Source organism: Mycobacterium bourgelatii, from assembly GCF_010723575.1.
Lineage (GTDB): Bacteria > Actinomycetota > Actinomycetes > Mycobacteriales > Mycobacteriaceae > Mycobacterium > Mycobacterium bourgelatii.
Map to the genome: position 1 here is coordinate 838,494 of NZ_BLKZ01000001.1, position 15,438 is coordinate 853,931.

General features: G+C 64.6%; 16 protein-coding genes. 9 read left to right on the plus strand and 7 right to left on the minus strand.

Annotation, left to right across the window (positions count from 1 at the left end; all coding sequences use genetic code 11):
- Positions 1 to 6 precede the first annotated feature (6 nt).
- Positions 7 to 765: a superoxide dismutase family protein gene (locus tag G6N68_RS03920; RefSeq protein ID WP_163708122.1), complete on the minus strand. Its 759-nt coding sequence runs from the start codon at positions 763 to 765 to the stop codon at positions 7 to 9.
- A gap of 38 nt (positions 766 to 803) precedes the next feature.
- Complete coding sequence (locus tag G6N68_RS03925; RefSeq protein ID WP_163708125.1) at positions 804 to 1,370, minus strand: TetR/AcrR family transcriptional regulator; 567 nt, start codon at positions 1,368 to 1,370, stop codon at positions 804 to 806.
- A gap of 144 nt (positions 1,371 to 1,514) precedes the next feature.
- Here G6N68_RS03925 and G6N68_RS03930 point away from each other — a divergent pair, with 144 nt between their 5' ends.
- Complete coding sequence (locus G6N68_RS03930; RefSeq protein ID WP_163708128.1) at positions 1,515 to 2,474, plus strand: oxygenase MpaB family protein; 960 nt, start codon at positions 1,515 to 1,517, stop codon at positions 2,472 to 2,474.
- 5 nt (positions 2,475 to 2,479) lie between these two features.
- Here G6N68_RS03930 and G6N68_RS03935 read toward each other — a convergent pair whose 3' ends face one another.
- A complete protein-coding gene (locus G6N68_RS03935) occupies positions 2,480 to 3,829 on the minus strand; it encodes a WS/DGAT/MGAT family O-acyltransferase (RefSeq protein ID WP_163708130.1) in 1,350 nt (449 codons plus the stop codon).
- Positions 3,830 to 3,969: 140 nt separating this feature from the next.
- Between G6N68_RS03935 and G6N68_RS03940 the strand changes: the two genes are divergently transcribed.
- The 5 genes from G6N68_RS03940 to G6N68_RS03960 all read left to right on the plus strand — a co-directional run bounded on the left by G6N68_RS03940 (position 3,970) and on the right by G6N68_RS03960 (position 8,740).
- Entirely contained in the window at positions 3,970 to 5,280 is a 1,311-nt protein-coding gene (locus G6N68_RS03940) for a PucR family transcriptional regulator (RefSeq protein WP_163708133.1), read from the plus strand.
- A 123-nt stretch (positions 5,281 to 5,403) separates the two neighbouring features.
- Positions 5,404 to 5,871, plus strand: a complete 468-nt coding sequence (locus G6N68_RS03945) for a 2,4'-dihydroxyacetophenone dioxygenase family protein (protein ID WP_163708137.1) — start codon at positions 5,404 to 5,406, stop codon at positions 5,869 to 5,871.
- 174 nt (positions 5,872 to 6,045) lie between these two features.
- Positions 6,046 to 6,453 (plus strand): Zn-ribbon domain-containing OB-fold protein, encoded by a 408-nt coding sequence (locus tag G6N68_RS03950; RefSeq protein WP_163708139.1) that lies wholly within the window; start codon positions 6,046 to 6,048, stop codon positions 6,451 to 6,453.
- The gene (locus G6N68_RS03955; protein ID WP_163708142.1) at positions 6,453 to 7,661 is read left to right on the plus strand and encodes a thiolase family protein; all 1,209 of its coding nucleotides are present in this window, start codon (positions 6,453 to 6,455) and stop codon (positions 7,659 to 7,661) included. The genes G6N68_RS03950 and G6N68_RS03955 overlap by 1 nt, the downstream gene beginning before the upstream one ends.
- Positions 7,662 to 7,807: 146 nt before the next feature.
- Entirely contained in the window at positions 7,808 to 8,740 is a 933-nt protein-coding gene (locus G6N68_RS03960) for an NADP-dependent oxidoreductase (RefSeq protein ID WP_163708145.1), read from the plus strand.
- Here G6N68_RS03960 and G6N68_RS03965 read toward each other — a convergent pair.
- Positions 8,737 to 10,518 (minus strand): PE domain-containing protein, encoded by a 1,782-nt coding sequence (locus G6N68_RS03965; protein WP_163708148.1) that lies wholly within the window; start codon positions 10,516 to 10,518, stop codon positions 8,737 to 8,739. The genes G6N68_RS03960 and G6N68_RS03965 overlap by 4 nt on opposite strands.
- Before the next feature lie 448 nt (positions 10,519 to 10,966).
- Between G6N68_RS03965 and G6N68_RS03970 the strand changes: the two genes are divergently transcribed.
- Both G6N68_RS03970 and G6N68_RS03975 read left to right on the plus strand, forming a co-directional pair.
- Entirely contained in the window at positions 10,967 to 11,251 is a 285-nt protein-coding gene (locus tag G6N68_RS03970; protein WP_308205878.1) for an alpha/beta hydrolase fold domain-containing protein, read from the plus strand.
- Between the two features lie 222 nt (positions 11,252 to 11,473).
- Complete coding sequence (locus G6N68_RS03975) at positions 11,474 to 12,397, plus strand: LLM class F420-dependent oxidoreductase (RefSeq protein WP_163708152.1); 924 nt, start codon at positions 11,474 to 11,476, stop codon at positions 12,395 to 12,397.
- Positions 12,398 to 12,420: 23 nt separating this feature from the next.
- Here the strand turns inward: G6N68_RS03975 and G6N68_RS03980 are convergent, their stop codons facing one another.
- The 3 genes from G6N68_RS03980 to G6N68_RS03990 form a co-directional block, all read right to left on the minus strand.
- Positions 12,421 to 12,900 carry a nuclear transport factor 2 family protein gene (locus G6N68_RS03980; protein WP_163708155.1) on the minus strand — a complete coding sequence of 160 codons (480 nt, stop codon included), beginning with the start codon at positions 12,898 to 12,900 and terminating at the stop codon, positions 12,421 to 12,423.
- Between the two features lie 86 nt (positions 12,901 to 12,986).
- Positions 12,987 to 13,799 (minus strand): SDR family NAD(P)-dependent oxidoreductase, encoded by an 813-nt coding sequence (locus G6N68_RS03985; RefSeq protein ID WP_163708158.1) that lies wholly within the window; start codon positions 13,797 to 13,799, stop codon positions 12,987 to 12,989.
- 100 nt (positions 13,800 to 13,899) lie between these two features.
- Positions 13,900 to 14,205, minus strand: coding sequence for a WhiB family transcriptional regulator (locus tag G6N68_RS03990; RefSeq protein WP_163708161.1), 306 nt, complete (start codon positions 14,203 to 14,205; stop codon positions 13,900 to 13,902).
- A 419-nt stretch (positions 14,206 to 14,624) separates the two neighbouring features.
- Between G6N68_RS03990 and G6N68_RS03995 the strand changes: the two genes are divergently transcribed.
- Positions 14,625 to 15,413 (plus strand): hypothetical protein, encoded by a 789-nt coding sequence (locus tag G6N68_RS03995; protein WP_240355365.1) that lies wholly within the window; start codon positions 14,625 to 14,627, stop codon positions 15,411 to 15,413.
- Positions 15,414 to 15,438 lie beyond the last annotated feature (25 nt).

Consider the following 15,438-nt stretch of genomic DNA (forward strand, 5'->3'; position numbering starts at 1 on the left):
CGCGACTCAGGTGCCGGGCGGGAGCGAGACGGTGGGAGTCGGCGTCAGCGTGATCGTCGGCGTCGGCGTGACCGTCGGCGGCGATGTCAGTGTCGGAGTGCTGGTCACCGTGACCGTACTGGTGCTCGTACTGACGCTCGGTGGCGGCACTTCGGTGGTGGTGGTGCTCGTGGTGACGCTCGTAGTCGTCGCGGTGGACGAGGTGGTTGTCGCGGACGCCGCGGCGATCACACCGCAGGCCACGTGCTTGTTCGGTTCACCCGAAGGGCTACCGCTCAAATTGTCCGCGTCTTGATGGATGACCAATGCCGTCCCGGAACTGCTCCGCAGGTCTGCCGCGGTCAACTTGTCTGTGGTGGTGACGAGTTTCGCTGACCCGTCGGAACGTACCTGCAATGCGGTCAGTTCACCGCTGGGGGGATAGCCGGTGTGGTCCTGCTTCTGGAAGACGCTGCCGGCGGCCTCGAAATCATCGCCCTCGCACTTGCCCACCGAGTGGATTTGGAGCCCGTGGAACCCGGGGGTCAGGACCTGGTTGGGGCCCGCTTCGACCGTCACCGACACGTATCCGCTATCGAAATCGAAAGTGGCGGTGGCGACTTGGCTGCCATCTGCCGCCTTCAAGGGGGTGGTCATCCGATCGGCGCCGGGCGCTTTGGTGGAGGCCGACGTGGCTTGGCCACCGCCCTGCTGGTTTCCGCATGCGGCTAACGGTGCGACGGCGACGGTAATTACCGCGAACGCGAAGGATACGCCCTTATTCATGAGCCGTACCTACCCGTTCGACGAGAATTGAAACCAGGTCAGTCCCGCCGGCCGGCCAGCAACCCCGCGGAGGCGAACTTCAGGCCGGCGCGCAACTCGTCCAGCCGGATGGGGTCGTCGGACTCGATATAACGCATGGTCGTCGCCACGGCCATGTTGAAGAACAACCACGCCAACGCGCTCGGACTCAACTCGTCTCGATACTGGCTGCGGTAGTGATTCATGTGCATCCGAGTCATCGTGAGCAGGGTGGCGTTGAGGCCCGAGATGGAGTCGAACGTGCGAATGTGGTCGGGCCGCTCGGCGAGGTAGCGGAACAACCGGCGGTTGGCGATGGTGTAGTCGATGAGCATGTCGATTGACGATTCGATCGCCGATTCCGGACGTTCGAGAGTGATCGCTCTGAGCATCTCCTCGATAGCGGGTGCCTGTTCGGCGGCGAGCCGCTCGATCGCGGCTTTGATGATTTCTTCCTTGTTCGGAAAGTATTGATAGATCGATCCCTTGCTGACGCCGGCCTTCTCGGCGATCAGGTTGGTGGTGATCTGCTCGGGTGCGTACCTGCGCAGCAGCGACGCGGTCGTGCCGATAATTTTTGCGACCATATCGCGGGACCGTGCCTGTTGGGGCGCTTTGCGACGCCCTGAACTGGACTTTGTTGCGCCCACTACCGCTCCTAATGCGACTTGAATGCGACCTGACGGTCATATTAGCTTTCGACGGCATAACTTGAGGGAGGGTTAACGACGATGACCGCCACTAGGGATCTCGCGGAGCCGGACGTCAGCGCGCCCATTGACGCGCCCATTGAACTGGTTCCGCCGGACTCCATCACCGCCGAGCACACCGGACGTTGGACCTTTCTCATGCTCGAGGGCGCGGCGTTCATGATGCAGGCCATGCATCCGGTCATCGGCGAGATGGTCGGCCGATACTCCGCGGCCTTCCACGGCGACCCCGCCGGTCGTGCGATACGTTCCGTTGACTCCGTGTTGCGCTGGACGTATGGCCTCACCGAAGCCGCGGCCGAGGGCGACCGCGTTCGGGCGATGCACCAGCCGATCACCATGAAGAGCGCCCGCACCGGAAAACAGATCAGCGCGCTGAACCCGGAGGCGTACCAGTGGGTGATCGCCACCGGCTACATCGGCTACGTGCAGGCCGGTCGGCTGCTGATCGGCCGGGAATTCACCGACGCTGAGAAAGACGAACTGCTGCGGGACAATCGTCGGCTGGCTCGACTGCTGCACGTGCCGATGCGCGGCTATCCCGAGTCGCAACAGGAGATGGCCGACTACTACGAGTCGATGATCGACAAGCTGCAAGGCACTCCGGAGGCGTTGCAGTTGATCCACGACTTGAAGACGGGCCAAGTCGACCTGCCGCCGTTTGTTCCGAAACCGTTGGTCCCGTTGGCGAGAACCGCACTGCGGCCCGCGCTGCGTTTCAATTACCTATCGGTCGTCGGATTGCTCGATCCGCGTCTTCGCAAGAAGCTCGGTGTCACTTGGAGCGCCAAAGAGGAACGGGAGCTCACCCGGACGTACGCCGTGATCCGCAACGCCTACCGAGTGCTGCCGGACCGGCTCACCTATTTCCCGTTGGCGTATCACGCGCGCAAACACCATCAGTGCCTCGAGAAGATGAAGCGGCGCCAAGAGAAGTCATTCGCATACCACCTGCCGAAGGACCCGCCGAAGGCGCGATAACGGGGTCATACTCCGACGACTCGCTCGAGGTCTTTGAGCGAGGTCTCCAGATGGTCGAGTAGACGCTGCAGGTGCGGTACGGCCCGGCGACAGCCCACGAGCCCGAAGTCAAGACGATCACCGCTGCTCACAAGGGTGATGTTGAGCGCCTGCCCATTGGCCGCGATCGACATCGGGTAGCTGCCCTGCAACTGGGCGCCATTGGCGTACAGCGGTTTCCGCGCACCGGGAACATTGGAGATGCACACATTGAACGGCGGCGGGCCGGCGGCCGTACCCATGACTCCACCCAACACCACCGGTGAGAGCAACATCATTCCCAGAGCCATGGCCTGCTGCCTGGGAAGTTGGGCCAGCACGGCCTTGTTGTTGCGCATGCAGGTGCTGATCGTGTCCAAGCGCTGGGCGGGGTCGTCGAGATGTGTGGCCAAGTTGGCCAGTACCGCTCCCACGGCGTTACCCCCGGCCGCCTCGTCGGCGCCCCGAAGGCTGACTGGAACCATTGCAACCAACGGCTTTTCGGGCAACGCATCCTGATCGGCGAGGTAGGCGCGCAGAGCGCCGGCGCACATCGCGAGCACGACGTCATTGACCGTGACGCCGGCGGCATTCTTGACGTCCTTGACGCGCTGTAGCGACCACGACTGTGCAGCGCAACGTCGAGCCCCGCCGATCGGAACATTGAGCCTGGTACGAGGCGCCCGGAACGGTAACGTGAGCTGTTGCTCGAGCAACGCGGCGCGTGCCAGGCCGAGCGTCGAGGTACCAAGGCGGGGAACCGATTTGATCGCCCCACCCAGCGTCTGCCACCTCGACGGAGCGTCGGTGCGCTCACCGGCATTGATCGGGCTCGCCCACGGCGCGCGGACCGTTCTGTCGAGTTCGTCCGCCGCGAGTGCATTCTGCAGAAAGTTGATGGTCGATATGCCGTCGACGAGGCCGTGGTGAATCTTGGTGTAGACGGCGAAGCGTCCGTCGTTAAGCCCTTCGACGACGTGGGTCTCCCACAGTGGACGATGCCGGTCCAGCACGCCGGAATGCAGCCGCGAGGTGAGTTCGAGTAGCTCCCGCACTCTTCCGGGGCCCGGCAGCGCCGAGTGTCGGACGTGATAGTCGAGATCGACATCGGGCGCGGAAGACCAGATGGCGTTTCGTCCTCCCGGCACCGTCGTTGGGTGCTTGCGGAAGAGTGGCTGGACCTCGTCGCAGGACCGAAGCGCCCGAACGTAATTGCGGACGAATTCTGACCCAGCACCTTCGGGCGTTTTGAAGAGCTGCAACCCCGCCACATGCATCGGTTGTCCGGGCGACTCAGCGAGCAGCATCATCGATTCGATTGGTGACATCAGGTCCATGACTTGTCCTCAGTGTTGGCGGTGCTAGGGGAGCGTGCTGCAAAAGTAGGGACTGAGCGGCTGGGAAGCCTCGTGTCGCGGTGCCAACGTCGATCCTGGCGATTGTGGCCACGTCACAAAGAGGAGTACGTTCATCCTCCATGGAGCTCGCGTGGGAACCACTGCGTGAGCCGGGCGCCGAGGACGTCTGGAAGATGTTGCTGCGCCCGATTGCAGCCGAAATGCGCACAGGTGCAGTGGAACTCGCCGAGTTGGCCGTCGCCCGGGTGCAGGCCGAGATGCCGATGCTGTTTCCCGACCCGCAGTCGGTACCGGAAAACGTAGTGAGCACAGCGGCGAGCATCCGCCAACTGGCTGACATCATCGACGTGGCCGGTGACCCTCGCACAGTCGAATTACCGGCGCCGACCGTGGCGCTCGCCCGCGCCGGAGTGCAACGGCAGATTCCCCTCGCCAGCTTGATGAGGTTCTACCGGGTGACCCATGAGTTGTTGTGGCAATGGATGTGGGATCGCATCACCACGGCCGCGATCGGTCAGAAGCAGCAAGCCGAGGCGTTGCGCCTTGTCTCCAACTGGATGTTCGGTTACGTCGACGCGGCCTTGAACCGAGCAGAGCAGGCATACGAGGCCGAACGCGAAAGTTGGCTACGGAATACGGCCGCCGCCCGTACCGACGCAATCGCCGACATTTTGAGCCGGCGGGAACGTGACCCGCAGCGGGCGTCCAAGCGGTTGCGCTACGACGTCAACAGGTACCACGTCGGGGTCGTCGCGTGGGTCGATGCGATACCGGACAGCGGCGACGCTCAGTCCATGCTGAGCGAGGCGCTCACCATCCTGGGGCGGGAAATGGGCGGGGAAACCACCCTCATCCACCCGGCCGGTTCGCTGGCGGCGTTCGGCTGGTTCAGTCGGCAAAGCGCCTTCGACGCAAGTGCTTTCGCTGACGTCGCCGACGGGGTGGGCGGGCCCGGACTTCCCGACGGCGTTCGGGTTGGGATCGGCGAAGCCGGACACGGTCTGCAGGGCTTTCGGTCCACTCATCTGGAGGCATCCAGTGCCCGCCGGGTCGCCTCGCTGGCCGGGACACGCGCCGGCGCACTGACGCGATACCGCGATGTCGCGATCCCCGCGTTGGCCAGTTGCGATGCGCAGCAGGCGGCATCGTTCGTTCTTCGGGTGCTCGGTCCACTGGCCGCCGACGATGAGGCGACCTACCGGGTCGCCATGACGTTGTCGGTGTACCTGCAGGAGAACCGCAGCCGGTCCCGAGCTGCGAAGCGACTCACCGTGCACCCCAACACTATTAGTTACCGTGTCGATCAGGCTCAAATGATCCTTGGCCGCAGCATTGACACCGACACGCTCGATCTCGCCATGGCGTTGTTATTGCTGCCCATGCTGCCGGGGCTCGTAGCGGAGGCATCGCCCCGCCCGCACGCACTGTGACCTGAGTACAAACCAGGAAACCAACCTTGGCGTCGCAACCTAAGGAATCTGCGGCGCCCGGCCCTACCGTCTTCGGCAGTTGGCCTGCTGGCCACCGGCCCATCACGAAGCAAGGAGACCCCGATGCAAACGCTGCAAGAACTCGACGTCAACTACATGAGCGGCGCCGACAACCCCTGGATCCCGTTCATCCCGTTGAGCGACCAGGTGTTCCTGAAGTACTGGAAGATCGACCCGGTCCGCGGCGAGATCGTCGTCTCGATGAAGTTTCCCGCCGGTCTGGAGTTGGCCTCGCACTATCACACGGGCATCGTGGTCGGACACACCGTCAAGGGGGCGTGGCGCTACCAGGAAAACAACTGGGTATCCCGCGGCGGCGACACCGTCTACGAGGTCTCCGGCTCCAGGCACACCCCGGAGAGCCTGGAGGACACCGAGGTGTTCTTCTTCATCGTCGGTGAGCTGCTGTTCATCGACGAGAACAACACGATCTTGTGGCAGGAGAACCACAAGACCTCCGTGGCGCGGTACCTCGATTACTGTGCTGCCCACGGCATCCCGGCCCGCGACCTGACGACCTGGGACGCCTGACGGGATCCGCAGGCCCGCCGGCGCCCCAGCGGGCGGGCCGGGGGATCTAGGCCGGGATGGCGGCCTGCGCTGAGAACAGATATTTGGTCGAAGGCGGGTTCGGTACCTAGGCCCCATGTTTGGCGTCCGCACAGCAAGCGATAACGTCTTGACATCCAACGATGGAGGTGGGGCATGGCCGGGCAGATCCCGCTGGTCGACTATCTGGTGCTGGACGGCGACAATCCGCATTTGGTCGCGCAGGAGTGCGCCGGTTGCGGGGCCCGATTCTTCGACCGCCGCAATGCGTGCGCGAACTGCTTCGCCACCGAGTTCACCTCCGTGCCGGTCGCGACCGAGGGCACGGTGCGTGCGTTCACCATCGTCACGTTCGCGGCACCCGGGATTCCGACACCGTTTGTGGCCGCCGTGGTCGACTGCGACGGCACCCATGTTCGCGCCAACCTGGTCAACGTCAAGCCCGATCCCGAACACGTTTACGACGGCATGCGAGTGCGTCTCGTTACCCAGCCGATCGGTACCGACTCCGAGGGTACGGAAGCCATCGGGTTCGGCTTCGAGCCAGTGAACAAGGAGCAGTGATGAGCGCAAGTGACGACATCTGGATCCTCGGCATCCACATGACCAAGTTCGGCAAGCACCCCCAACTCGACACGATCGATCTGGCGGCCGAAGCCGCGATGGGCGCGCTGTCGGACGCGGGCGTCACCATGGCGGACATCGGTGTGCTCGCCGCAGGCAGCTTGATGAATGCGAATGCCAGTATCGGCCAGCAGCTTCAGAAGCAGATCGGCCAGACGGGGATTCCGGTCTACAACGTCGCCAACGCCTGCGCGACCGGCGCCACCGCGTTGCGCACCGCGATCATGGCGGTCAAGGCGGGGGAGGTGGACTACGGTCTGGCGGTCGGTGTCGAAAAGCTGGCGGGTGCGGGCCTTCTGGCCGGCGGGGCCAAGAAGAAGGACGCCGACACCTGGACACCGGCGGGCCGCTACGGGGCAGTGGCGGGTATCGACGGCAGAATCGGCACCGAGACCATGCCGGGCGTATTCGCCCAGATCGGGATCGAATACGGCCACAAGTACGGCGGTACCAGCTTCGAGCTGTTCGCCAAGATCAGCGAGAAGAACCACGCCCACTCCACGCTGAATCCGCTTGCGTCGTACCAAAAACGCTTCACGCTGGAGCAGATCATGAACGACGTCATGATCGCCTACCCGAACACGCGCCCGATGTGTTCGGCGAACTGCGATGGCGCCGCGGCCGCCGTGGTGTGCAGCGGTGAGACGCTGAAGACGCTGTCGCTGGAGCAACGCAGGCGTGCGGTGAAGGTGTCGGCGTCCGTCCTGACGACCGACCCCTACGAGGAAGGCTGCCAGGTGTTGCCGAACGTCAACACGCTGACCCGAAAGGCCGCCACCATCGCCTATGAGCAGGCGGGCATCGGTCCGTCCGACCTCGACCTCGTCGAGTTGCACGACTGCTTTGCCACCGCCGAACTGGTGCACTACGACAACTTGATGCTGTGCGAAGAAGGCGGTGCGGCCGAATTCTTCAACTCTGGCGCAACCTGGCGCGACGGCTCCACCCCGGTGAACGTTTCCGGCGGGCTGGAGTCCAAGGGCCATCCGATCGCGGCCACCGGCATCGCGAACATCTGGGAGATATGCCACCACCTGCGCGGCGAGGCCGGCGAACGGCAGATCGAGAACGCCAAGGTTGGCCTGGCCCACGTGATCGGACTCGGTTCCGCGTGTGGCGTGCACGTGCTGGAGCGCTCCGCCGTCTGACGGTCGCTTTGGTGCGTTTGAACGCCGCTGAGTGTGAGGCTAATGTACTGATGCGCAACGGTTTTAGTGCATAGCCCGCACGTTCGGCGTGATCAGCGATGCCCACTGGCGTTGGAATTCTGGCGCAGCCGGGGAACACTTAGTCGATGCGGGCGATAATCGCGCGGGATCGCGCGGCCGGAATCGATGGGCTTGCGCTGGCGGAGCTTTCCTACCCCCATGCAGCGGAGAACGACGCCATTGTCCGGGTGCATGCGGCCGGGTTCACCCCGGGCGAACTCGACTGGCCGGGCACGTGGACCGATCGAGCCGGCCGCGACCGGACGCCCAGCGTTCCCGGCCACGAGGTCTCCGGCGTGGTGGTGGAGTTGGGTTACGGAACAACAGGGTTGGCCGTCGGCCAAAGAGTGTTCGGGATAACCGACTGGTGCCGTAACGGCACGCTGGCCGAGTTCGTTGCCGTAGAGGCGCGCAACCTGGCGGTGCTGTCGTCCGGTGTCGACCACACTGTGGCTGCGGCGCTGCCAATTTCGGGTTTGACGGCGTGGCAGGCCTTGTTCACCCACGGACATCTCGAAACCGGGCAGACCGTCCTGATCCATGGCGCCGCGGGTGGTGTCGGTTCGGTTGCAGTGCAGTTGGCGCTGGAGATCCGGGCGCGGGTGATCGGGACCGGTCGCGCCGCCCACCGGGAGACGGTGCTCGGCTTGGGTGCGGAGAATTTCGTGGATTTGGCCTCGGACAAATCGGACAAGCTGGAGAGCATCGGCGAGGTAGACCTGGTGCTCGACGTGTTCGGGGGGCAAATCCTTCGTCGTTCAACGCCTTTGGTCCGCCCCGGTGGCACCATCGTCAGCATTGCCGAAACTCCACCCTCAACTCCAGACGGCGGACGGGCCATTTTCTTCGTTGTGGAACCCGATCGTGCGCAACTCGCGGCGCTGGAAGTCAGGCTGCGTGATGGGCGGTTGCGCCCGCTCGTTGGGCCGACCTACCCCCTCGAACAGGCTGCCGCGGCCTTCGACCCGTCGCGCCGTGGACTTGGCAAGCCGATCATCCGGGTCATCGACGACGGCTAAAGCGGCAACACGAGTGAGAGTGGGCCGAAACCAAACCGTCTGTTTCCGACGAGTTCGAATCCACGATTGTTGTCGCCAATGTTGCCCACGCCGAAGTTGCGGTCACCGAGGTTGCCAAAGCCGACGTTGTAGTTGCCGACGTTGCCGCCACCGAAGTTGAAGCTGCCGATGTTGTTGTCGCCGAGCAAGTTCAGGCTGCCGTAGTTGTGGCTGCCGAAGTTGAAGCTGCCCCTGTTCCCATCGCCGAAGTTGAGCATGCCGCGGTTGTTGTTGCCGAAGTTCAAGAACCCCTGGTTGTTGTCACCGGAATTGAACAGTCCAAGGTTGCCGGTTCCCGGGTCCAAGAAACCTAGGCCGGTTGCGTTGAGCAGTGTCGCCTGCGCTTGGACGGCCGTCTGGTACGCGGCGGTGCTGAAACTGACGCTGAGGGACCAGCCGAAGTAGTCGAAGCTGTTGGTCACTTGGGACACGTGCAGGTAGGTGTTGATGCTCGCGAGGTGCATCGTGGCCGCGAGGCTCTGCTGTATTCCCGGCACGCTGACGGGGCTCGAGGCGCCAGGTGCGCCATTGCTGCCCAGCGGCCCGGTTGCCCCGTGCACTCCGGCGCTGCTGAAGAGGAGCCCGCCCAGTCCGCCGGATCCTCCGCTGCCCGGGGTGCCGGCGATTCCGAAAACTCCGCCGGACCCGCCGACGGCAGGCCCCCCGCCGCCATTGCCGCCGTCGCCCGCGCCGCCGCCATCACCTCCGGCACCGCCGTTGCCGAACAGACTGGCGCCGGAACCGCCGGTGCCGCCGGCACCGCCCGTGCCACCAGTGCCACCGGTCCCGCCCAACCCGTTGATGCTTTGGGCTGGGCCGCCATTGCCGCCCAACCCCCCTGCGCCGCCGGTCCCGCCGACGCCGCCGTGGCCGGAGAGCAACCCGGCGTGGCCGCCGGTGCCACCGACACCGCCATCACCTCCAAGGCCGCCGGTATGCCCGGACCCGAAGACCGTCCACCACTCCGTACCCCCGACACCGCCTTGTCCTCCAGCGCCGCCCGCGCCACCGTTGCCCCCGTTGCCGTAGAACAGGCCACCGGTGCCGCCCGCACCGCCTGCGCCGCCGCGGCCTCCGAAGCCGCCCTGACCGGCCGCGGGTGTCAAACCGGGCCCACCCGCACCGCCCGCGCCGCCGGTGCCCCCGGAACCCCACAACCAGGCCGCTCCGCCAGCACCTCCAGCTTGACCGGGCGCGCCGGGCAGTCCGGCGGCACCGGTGCCCCCGGCGCCGCCGTTACCGATCAGCCCGGCTGCTCCGCCGTTGCCGCCCAAACCGTGAAAGCCGTTGCCGCCGTTGCCCCATAGCAATCCGCCCGCCTGCCCATCGGGATTCGTCGCGGTGCCCGCGGCGCCGTCGCCAATCAGCGGACGGCCCAGCAATACGTTGGTGGGTGCATTGACCACAGTCAGCAGTTGCTGCCCGAACATCTGCGCGGGCCCATGCAATGGCCGGGTGTTGACAGCTTCGGCCGTGGCGTAACTCGCCGCTCCACTGCTGACCAGTTCCACGAACTGCGCATGAAATGTTTCCGCCTGAGCACTGAGTGCTTGGTAGGCCTGCGCATGTGAACTGAACAGCTCAGCAATCGCCGCCGACACCTCCTCAGCGCCGGCCGCCAGCAGCCCGGTGGTGGACGTCGCCGCGGCGGAGTTGGCTTGGCTGACGGCAGATCCGATGCGTGTCAAATCCGTTGTCGCCGTGTTAATTAACGCCAGATCGATAACTAATGAAGACATGACAAAGCTCTCGCAATTCCTAGACTAATTTCGTCCAGCCGTGGCGGACGGCCTCACACCGTTCCTCGCCATGCCGACCGGGTGGCCCGGCGCCCGTACTGCTAGAAGCGCCGAGGGCCCAATCCCTCCGCATCGGCTGGCTCCCGCTCGGACGTCATTGGCCGAGGACACACCCGATGCGATTCATCTCCGCATACGATACATACACGTATCTGATAAGCAATTCGCGTACCTTCGGGAGCTCCCGGACTTTCGGGTGCGTCAATTTCCGTTGGGGCACATACAGTCTCCCGACCGAGGGCCTCGGAAGTGGTAATCAACTGACAAGCAACGGATTTGCTACACCAAGCCGGAAAGACTCGGTTCGCTGGCGCAGAGACTCATGTGGCACTTGTGGTTGGTGGGGCAGCTCGGCGACGTTGGTCACATCGCGAGCTGAGCTGCCAGCGTGAAGCGTCTCGCGGCGATCGCCGCCGTTGCGCAGCGCAGCCACGGCGAGGGCATCCCGCTGCGGGCGCAGGTGCTGGTGTATCCGATGCTCGACGACCGCACCGCATTGCGTGCGGATCACGCCGGACGTGGCCGGTTCACGTGGACACCGGCATCGAATCTGTTCGGCTGGACCTGTTACCTGGGTCGTCGCCCGCGGGCGTCGGATGCCCCGGAATACGCGGCACCGGCGCGCCGCGAGGACTTGCGTGGCCTGCCCCCGGCCTGGATCGGCGTGGGGTGACCTCGACCTGTTCTACGACGAGGACGTCGAGCACGCCGGACGGCTGAGTGCCAGCGGTGTCCCATGCACCCTCGTCACGGTTCCCGGGATGTATCACGGTGCCGAGTTTGCTGAGGCCGAAGTCGTTGACCGCGAAGAATTTTCATGCTGGCGCACGGGATCATCTACACAAATATCTTTGATGTGGAATGCGCCGTGTGGCCGATGGCGTTGTAGACATGCGTGACTATTCGCCTTGGATTGCAGATTCCCAACTTCTCCTACAACACGCCGGTCGCCGAGCTGTTTCCGGCCGTCATCGCTCAAGCTCAGGAGGCCGAAGCCGCCGGTTTCGACACCGTCTTCCTGATGGACCACTTCTATCAGCTGCCCGGCCTGGGTGCGCCCGACGAACCCATGCTCGAGGCCTACACGGCGCTGGGTGCGCTGGCCACGGTCACCGAGCGGGTACAGCTGGGCACTTTGGTGACGGGCAATACCTACCGCAACCCGACGCTGCTCGCGAAGGTGATCTCGACATTGGACGTCGTCAGCGGCGGCCGCGGAATTCTTGGTATCGGGGCGGGATGGTTCGAACTCGAGCATCGCCAGCTCGGCTTCGAGTTCGGCACGTTCACCGAGCGTTTCGAAAAGCTCGAAGAGGCGCTGCAGATCATCCTGCCGATGCTGCACGGCGAGCGGCGCAGCTTTTCCGGCAAGTGGTACCACACCGAGAACGCGATCAACGAACCGCGCTATCGGGACCATATTCCGGTGATGCTCGGCGGCAGCGGCGAGAAGAAGACGTTCCGAATGGCCGCCCGCTACGCCGACCACCTCAACATCATCGCCGACATCGACGACTTACCCGCCAAGGTGCAGGTGTTACGGCAGCGCTGCGTCGAGATCGACCGCGACCCAGCAACTTTGGAGACCAGTGGCCTGCTCACCGTGGTGGTCGACGGGTACGACGCGCCGCGCGACATCGGCGAGGCGCAAGGCGGGCGTGCGGTGCACGGGACACCCGATCAAATCGCCGACGAGATCAAACGGCGCGTGCTGGACGCAGGCATCGACGGCGTCATCATCAACCTTCCGACGCACCGCCACACACCGGGAGTGATCACGAAGGTGGGAGAAGCGCTCAAACCGCTGGTGCAGCCGTAGTCGGCGGCCATCCAACTTTGCGGTTAGCGGTCCACCAGCCCCGTCGTCAGCAACTGACGGGACTCTGGGCTGCCGTCGAGCATTCGCGTGGTGCGTTCCACGATCTGCCACTGATTGTCGTTGCGCCGCAAGATAAACCGGTTGGCGCCGGCGCGAGCGACGACGAAATGCTCACCGCGTTTGACCACCAGCAGTGATTCGCAGACCGCCGCGGCCTCGTCGCCGTCGACGGACACCACCGCCGGACCGAGGAAGTGGCAGCAACCACGGCCGATGAGTCCCTGGTGGGCGTCGGAGCGCACCATGGCCTCGACGTCTGCGCGGCTGCGCATCGGCCAGCCTTCCACGTCATAGCTGCCGTTCGTTGCCCACAGCGCGGCCGTCGCTTCGGCCGCTCCGGCATCCACGAGCGGACCGTAGGAAGCGATGAGCCGTTCGATCGCCCGCTCGTCCTCGATCTGTTGCAAGCGCCGCTCTAGCTCGGCGAGCCGTTCCTCGGTCAACGCCTTTCCTTCCCTTGGCCTTCCCTTGCCGCTGACTCTGCATCCACGGCGGTTGCTACTCGAACTTTTGCGCCCTGGACGCAGAATCAACGTCCATCCGAGCGGGACCCCGGGGGCCCCAGCAACTTCTCCATGAATCGGTGCGTGCCCAGGACGACCTTGGCGCGGTCGGGATCGTTGCGGCGCGCGACATCGTCGGCGTTGCCCCCGGCCACATACACCGGCCCATTGGAAAGTTGTTGCAGGCCTTCACGAGCCACGTCCGCGGGCTCGGCGACGCGCATGCCGGGCACGTCGAAATTGAGTCCGACGCGCTCCATCGCGGGAGTGCGGGTGACACCGAGTACCAGTTCGAGTACGTCAACGTTGTACTCGCGCAACTCAAGCCACAGGCTCTCGGCGAAGATTCGTCCGAACGCCTTCACGCCGCCGTACACGGTGTGGCGCATCGAACCCAGATAACCGGCCATCGATCCGACCATCAGGATTCCGCCGCGCCGACGCTCGCGCATCGGGCGGCCGAAGTGCTGTACCAGCGCGAGCATCGTGCCGATGTTCAAATCGATCACTCGCGCAAAGTCCGCGAGGTCGCCATCGAGGAAGTGTTCGCTGCACGTGTTGGCGCCCGCGTTGTAGATCAGCAGGCCGACCTCGATATCGGCGGTGGTCTCGATTACCCGCGCGACGGCGTCGTCTCTGACCAGGTCGAGTTCGACGGTGCGCACTTCGACCCCGCGGGAGCGGCAGGGATCGGCGGTCTTGGCGAGCGGACCAGGCTTCCTGGCGATCAGAACGAGATTGAGCCCCGCGTCGGCCAGTGCGAAGGCAAACTCAGCACCGACGCCCTCCGATCCGCCCGCCACCACCGCCCACGGCCCATAACGCGAGAGATCAGCCACGGGTAGATCCTCGCGCACCAAGTGCCGCGCAGCAGCAACGGCCCCGAATCAAAGCCGTGCGAGGGAAAGGAGGGGGAACGTGTGGAGAACGCGATAAGGGCTAGGCCGTGCGGCGGATGGCGCGGCGGCCAAGGCTGCCCTTGAGCAGCATGTCGCGCTCGGCTTCCGACAGCCCGCCCCACACTCCGTACGGTTCGCCAACCTCGAGTGCGTGCGTACGGCACTCGTCGATCACCGGACAACGCCGGCACATCTCCTTGGCCCGCTGCTCGCGCTGCATGCGCGCGCGGCCCCGCTCACCGTCAGGGTGGAAGAACATCGACGAGTCCTGGCCTCGGCACAGGCCCTGCAGTTGCCAGTTCCAGATGTCGGCGTTGGGTCCAGGTAGCTGCTCCGGTTGTGGCATGAGTCTGTTCCCTCCAAAGTGAACGAGGAAGATCGCGAACCTGCGAGTTGTGCAACTGAATTGGAGTGCAGTCACCGATGACCACCTGTCGCAGTAGACGCTAAGGTGCTCTATGAATTTCCGTCAATAGCCGCTAGGCGTGGCGAAAAACAGCCCCCACGGTAGAGAATTAACGCCCCGTTCATCTGTCCCGCCATTATCGAAGACTAGATGTGCTAACAGCATCGCTTCGTTGTGGAGATTCCCCAGCTCAGGCGGCAGACGTTAGCACGACGTAATTAACCCACACACCGCTGTGAGTAATATTCCGGTAACCCGGAACGCACAAACTTTTAACGATTCGGAGCGCAGCTATCACGGTGATCGGAACTAGCAACAGTTCGATTGGGGATGAGCTGCCTCCGGCATCGCCTTCGGCGGTGCCCGCGGCCTTGCGAGCAGCCGCTTTCGGCGACCAGCCGAACGCCTGGCCGCTGCCTACCGCAACCACGCCGTACCAGTTGTGGCTACGGGCCGTGGCCGCCGGTGGACAGGGCCGCTACGGCGCCGCATACAGCGATCTCGCGCAGTTGCGACGGCGCGCGACGAGTGGCCGGTTGGCTTCCCTGGCGCACAGCACCCAGGCTTCATTCCTGCGACAGCTTGGGTGGCACACGCTGGCCCGCGGTTGGGACGGCCGCGCGCTGGCGCTGGCCGGGGACGACCCGGAGGCCAGTTGCGATGCTCTGGTCGGATTGGCGGCCGACGCGCTCGGCGTCGGCCGCCTCGCCGCGTCGGCCGCCCTGTTGGCCCGCGCGGAGACGCTGCCGGTCGACGAACGTCAGGCGGTGCGCAGGCGTTGGGTGGCGGCCGAGTTGGCGATGGCCGGGGGAGACGGGGTAACGGCGGTTCGTCACGCGGAGGAAGCGGTCGACTTGGCGCAGGCCATGACCGTCATATCGGTGCGACATCAAGTCAAGAGCGACGTCGTGCTGGCGGCGGCGTTGTGCAGCGCCGGGAACATCGACCGCGCTTGTGCGGTGGCAGAGGCGGCATTGGACGCGACCGGGCAATTTGGGCTGGTACCGCTGCAATGGGCACTGAGTTGCTTGCTGATTGATATCGGCAAAGTCACGCTTTCGGCACACAAATTGCGCGAACTCATCGATATCCGCGATATTTGTGCAGGTCAGGTGCAAGACGCCGGTGGAAATTGGCGTTCTGTTTGAAATGCAGTCCGACCGTTATGGTCTA